Below are 4,702 nucleotides of genomic sequence, written 5' to 3'. Positions count from 1 at the left end.
GCCCGAATTTTACGAGATCGAAATTGATCCCTGGTCCGGCTCGCCGGCCAGGACCGTGCGATCCCCTCCGGCCTTCTTGGCCGCGACCATCGCGTCGTAAGCCGCCCCGACAAAGGAGGAAACGTCCATCTCCTTGGAGAACTTCGCCACGCCGACGCTCAGGGAGATGGAGTTTTCCCTGTCGAAGGGGCCATTCCGGGCCATCTCCCGAACGACGTCCGCCAACTGGCAGGCGGCGGACTCCTGCTGCGGCGTCAGGATCACGAACTCGTCCCCGCCCCAGCGTCCCAGGAAGTCCGTTGGCCGAAGTAGGTTTTTCAGGGCCGTCACCAGGGCCTTCAAGGCCCCGTCGCTGGCCGTGTAGCCCCGCACCTCGTTGAAGCGCCGGAAGTCGTCGACGTCCATGAAGAGAAGGGAGAGCGCCCCCCGGTAACGGGCTGCCCGCTCGAGCTCCTTCACCAGCACCTGCTCCATCCCCTCCCGGTTCAGGAGCCCCGTCGTGCGGTCCGTCACCGCGACCCGCTTCAGCTGCTCCTGAGTGCGATGGAGCAAAGTAGCGTCCGTACAGGTCAAAAGCAGGGCGTCCGTTCCCTCCCACGTCACAGGACGGGCGCGAAGGTCCAGCCAGAGCATCTCTCCCCGGCTCGTTTCCGCCCGAAGCTCGAGGGCCCCCTCGCCGGCGCGCAACACCTCCTGCAGACGGTCGGGGAAGCCGTCGTTCAGGGGGTCGTCCGCCAAGGGCAGCTCGTTCAGCGGTTTGCCGACAAAAAGGGCCGGGTCCAGTCCCAATGCTTCACAAAAGCGCCCGTTCGCCGCCAGGCAGGCTCCAGCCCTGTCGACGAGGAGCAGCATGTCGGAGACGGCGTTCAGCAACTCCATCGCCGAGGTGGGCTTCGGTGCCTCTCCGGCCCCGGACGAGGGCGATGGGGAGTCCCCGTCCGGGGCAGCCGCCGGCGGAGCCATGCGCAATACGGCTCCCGCGACATTTTCCTGGGCGGAAAACAAAGGGGAGGCCGTAACTTCCCAGAGGCGTTTCCCCTCCGCATGGACCTCGACCAGTTCCATCCCCCCCGAGCCTCCGAGCAGCGCGGACGAGAGGAGGTCGTGGAGGGAACGGTCGACCGAGTTGGACGCCGGCGGATAAGGGGCGCCCACCACGCAGTCGTGTCCGAGGAACCGCTTCGCCGCCGCACGATAACCGCGCGAGGCATAGAGAAGCCTTCCCTCCCCGTCCAGGACGCAGCACAAAAGCCCCGGGCAGCCGTCCAGCACCCTCTCCCAGACCTCCGTTTCTCCGGAGGGGGGCCGAACGACCTTTTCCGTCACATCGACGCCGATCACCTGAACCGCCTTGATTCCTCGAAAGACCGAGGGCATGAGCTCCGCCTCGACCCATACCCGGGACTCGTCGGGAAGGGAAAGGGCCAGTCGGGCGGAGACTTTTTTTCGGGACGCCTCCAGAAGCAGTTCCTTCAATTCTTCCGTACCGCCGGGGGGGCACAGGGACCAGAGCGACGTCGTCCCCGCACCTTCCGGGTCGACGCCCCAGAACCTCTCGACGCAGCGGTTGCAGGCCAGGATGTTTCCGTCGATTCCCACGATGAGGAGCAGGAAGATCCCACTCTCGATCAGGCCGCGATAGTTGTGCTCGATCTCGCGCAGGGCCCCCTCCTCGCGCTCGAAACGCATTCCCCTGCGCTCCAGCTCGACCATACGCCGGTAAAGGGATCCTCTCTCGTTTTCCATGGACTGACGACGAGCTGTCGGATCCGACCATTCCGTCGGCATGGGCAACATTCCTTTCCCCAAAAGGCCGTTCGCCGCAGCGGCGTCCTGACGGCCTTCCGTTTCTCACTCCTATCCGCAATACATTTTCGTGCATTGCCCGATATCGGCAGCATCCCACCGCAAAAGACATGTCGGAAGGCCTCAGAGCCTTTTGGGAAACCAGCCCCCCGTACAGCGCTTCACGTCGGACACCGTGACAAAACCATCATGTGCAAAAAGGGCCTGGACCGCCTGTACGTCGTGCCGCCTGCAGAATATCTCGACGATCAGCCTGGGACCATTGCGCCCCATGCCCCGGATCACCGTGGCGCCCAGCCCCCGGCCCCTCACGGCCTCTATCGCCGCCTGGGCGGACGGCCCGTCCTCGAGGATGACCTCGATCAGGATAAAGGTGTTCATCAGCTTTTCCTCGAGCCAGGACCCCACGTAGTTGCCCGTGGCGAACCCACCGCAGTAGAAGAGCAGTTCCCAAACGGTGAGCCTCTTCCCCCCTCCCAGGATGAAGCCCAGGACCATCATGTAGATCATGACCTCGACGAACCCGATACAGGCTGCGACGAAACGCTGCCCCTTCACCAGAAAGAGGATGCGAATCGTATTGCAGCTGACATCCAGAATGCGGGCGCCAAAAATCATCAAAAGCCCCAGGATTCCCACCGCGGCCCCTCCCTTCCTCCCGCAGCGATCGAGCGGTCATACCCCGATGCAGGGCCCATCTTAACATAAAACCGTCCCGCACGATAACACCGCGAGGACGGTCCGGAAGCGTGGGGCGGTGCCGGGTCGGTCAGGACTCCCTGTCCATCCTGTCGAGCCGGCGTTTCAGCCGCCCGTATCGCTCGGGGTCCAACGGCCTGCCGCCGTACCAGACCTCCTCGAATTCCAGGACGAAGAGCCGCGCCGTTCCCCGGAGCGGCTCGTCCAGAGAGGAGACGAATTCCTCCAGCCCCACGGACCTGCGGCGCGGGACCCCGCGCCTCTTCATGAGGCTCTCGAACCGCTCCAGCAACGACCGGCACGGATCCCGGCGACGCCTTTTCCGGACGAGGGTCAGGACGAATATGGCGGCCGACAGGCCCGCGAAGCCCAACCCAAGCCGCCCCCACCGCGAAAGGGCCTCCGAGGACACCCGAAGGGAGGCGCGCGGATTGCGAAAGAGCTCCCCCAGGACCGAGACCCACTCGCTCTGGGTCCTGGCGTTGTAGCTCACGAACACCCTGCTCCATTGGTAGTCGAGGAAGTCCCAGAACTCCCACCATCCGCCGGGGTCCTCCGACGTCCCACCGCCGCCCGCATCCCCCGTGGGGGTGGGGTCGATCCGCACCCAGCACCCAGCACCCCGATCCCAGGCCTCGACCCAGACGTGGGCCTGGCGGTCCCGGACGGAGTAGTACCCGCCGGCCCGGTTGTAGTCCCCTCCCCGATAGCCTCCGACCAGCCGGGCGGGCACGTTGGCCATGCGCAGCATCACGGCGGCCGCGGAGGCAAAATACTCGCAGTTTCCCCGCCTGACGTCGAGGACGAACCGCTCCAGCGCATCCGGTCCCCGCACCAGGTTCTCGAGGGACCAGAGATAGCCGCCGCGCATGAAATGGGCCTCGACCGCATTCATCCGCCCCCTGTCGTCGGAGATCCCCGCGGTCAGTTTTTCCGTCAGGTCCCTCATGGCCGGAGAATAGTCGGAGGGGAGCTCCAGAAAGGTTTCCTCGGCCGAGTCGGAAAGGGTCCCCGGAATCGGGGAGGGGGTGGAGACGGCCTCGTAGCGGACGGCGGTGCCCGCCGCCCGTCTCCAGAACGTTCCATTTCCCAGGCCCATTGCGCTGCCGAGGCCGACCGAGATCGGGCGGTCCAGCGCGAAGAGCCAGCGGTGTCCCCCCGGCTCCATGAGGATCGTCTGACGCACCTGCGGAACATCCCCGCGCGGGCGCCCCCAGCCCCCCTCGCGATCCCTCAGGTCGACGTCCCAGCCCGTACCCGAGAAATGCGAGAGCACGACGCCCCGCCAATAGAGGAACTCCGGGGCGATCTCCCCCGTCTCCGCGCGGAAGGAAAGGCGGTCGGTCCGCTGTATCGCCCCCACCTCTCCCAGGCGAAGCCTCTCGGAGAATCCCGTCAGGGCCGAACGGTCCATGCCGCCCTGCGGGCGAAACATGGGACGGCCCGACCGGGGGATCACGAAGAAGAACAGCAGGCACAGGGGAAGCATCAGGAGAAACATCCCCAGGGCGCGGGAGACGAGCCGCTTTGCGTCGGAAAAGGACAGCCGCGCCCCGGGCTCCCGCCTCATCCAGGCGGACAGCATCAAGATCAGGGAGGCACAGTATCCCATCCCCAGGCAGACGGCGAGGAAGAGCTTCTCCACGGACAGGAGGGCGTAGACCACTACCGCCCCCAGGGACAGAAGCGCGATCTGGACGTACTCCCGGGAGGTCTTGCGCTCGAACAGGCGAAGGAGGAATAGAAGCAGGATGGCCTCGAGGAAGGGCTCCGCCAGGTACCGCCGGTTCATCCGGGAAAAGACGGCGACGAGCAGAAGGGCGACGACGCCGAACGACAGCAGCCCCGGCGGACGCGTCAGCCCCGAGACCTCCGCCAGCGGCCAGATCAGGAGCGCGGCCCCAAAGACCAGGGCCGTCCCCCAGCCGATGCCGTCCTGCACCATCAGGAAGCACAGAAGGGCGCATACGCCCGACAGCAGCTTCAGTGCCGTTTCGACCGCCAGGGTGCGCTCCGCCGTTCGGGACAGGGAGGTCATCGCCGCTCCTCACCGCCCCGGGCGGGGGCGTAGAGGGCCAGGCGTCCGAGGAGCTCGAGGCGGGCGGCCCGCCCCGGAGCGGGAGGAGTCATAACCCCCCGGTCCTTCAGCCCTATGGGGACGCCCTCCCTCCCCGCTTCGAGGACCCTCCCCGCCGCA

General features: G+C 66.2%; 3 protein-coding genes. All 3 read right to left on the bottom strand.

Annotated elements, in window-relative coordinates:
- Positions 1-9 precede the first annotated feature (9 nt).
- The 3 genes from ABLA28_RS10515 to ABLA28_RS10505 all read right to left on the bottom strand — a co-directional run bounded on the left by ABLA28_RS10515 (position 10) and on the right by ABLA28_RS10505 (position 4,543).
- Positions 10-1,713, bottom strand: a complete 1,704-nt coding sequence (locus ABLA28_RS10515; RefSeq protein ID WP_347713621.1) for a diguanylate cyclase — start codon at positions 1,711-1,713, stop codon at positions 10-12.
- 216 nt (positions 1,714-1,929) lie between these two features.
- Complete coding sequence (locus tag ABLA28_RS10510; protein WP_299299181.1) at positions 1,930-2,445, bottom strand: DUF5698 domain-containing protein; 516 nt, start codon at positions 2,443-2,445, stop codon at positions 1,930-1,932.
- Between the two features lie 130 nt (positions 2,446-2,575).
- Entirely contained in the window at positions 2,576-4,543 is a 1,968-nt protein-coding gene (locus ABLA28_RS10505) for a DUF3488 and transglutaminase-like domain-containing protein (RefSeq protein WP_347713620.1), read from the bottom strand.
- Between the last annotated feature and the right edge of the window lie 159 nt (positions 4,544-4,702).

Origin of the sequence: uncultured Fretibacterium sp., from assembly GCF_963544685.1 — a bacterium.
In the GTDB taxonomy this organism is placed as follows: domain Bacteria; phylum Synergistota; class Synergistia; order Synergistales; family Aminobacteriaceae; genus CAJPSE01.
The sequence above is the reverse complement of the archived record's forward strand: the minus strand, read 5'-3'. Positions and strand labels throughout refer to the sequence as shown.

Excerpts from the sequence above, each read along its gene's own strand:
- ABLA28_RS10515 (WP_347713621.1), bottom strand. The coding sequence starts at position 1,713 with ATGGTCGAGCTGGAGCGCAGGGGAATGCGTTTCGAGCGCGAGGAGGGG.
- ABLA28_RS10505 (WP_347713620.1), bottom strand. The coding sequence starts at position 4,543 with ATGACCTCCCTGTCCCGAACGGCGGAGCGCACCCTGGCGGTCGAAACG.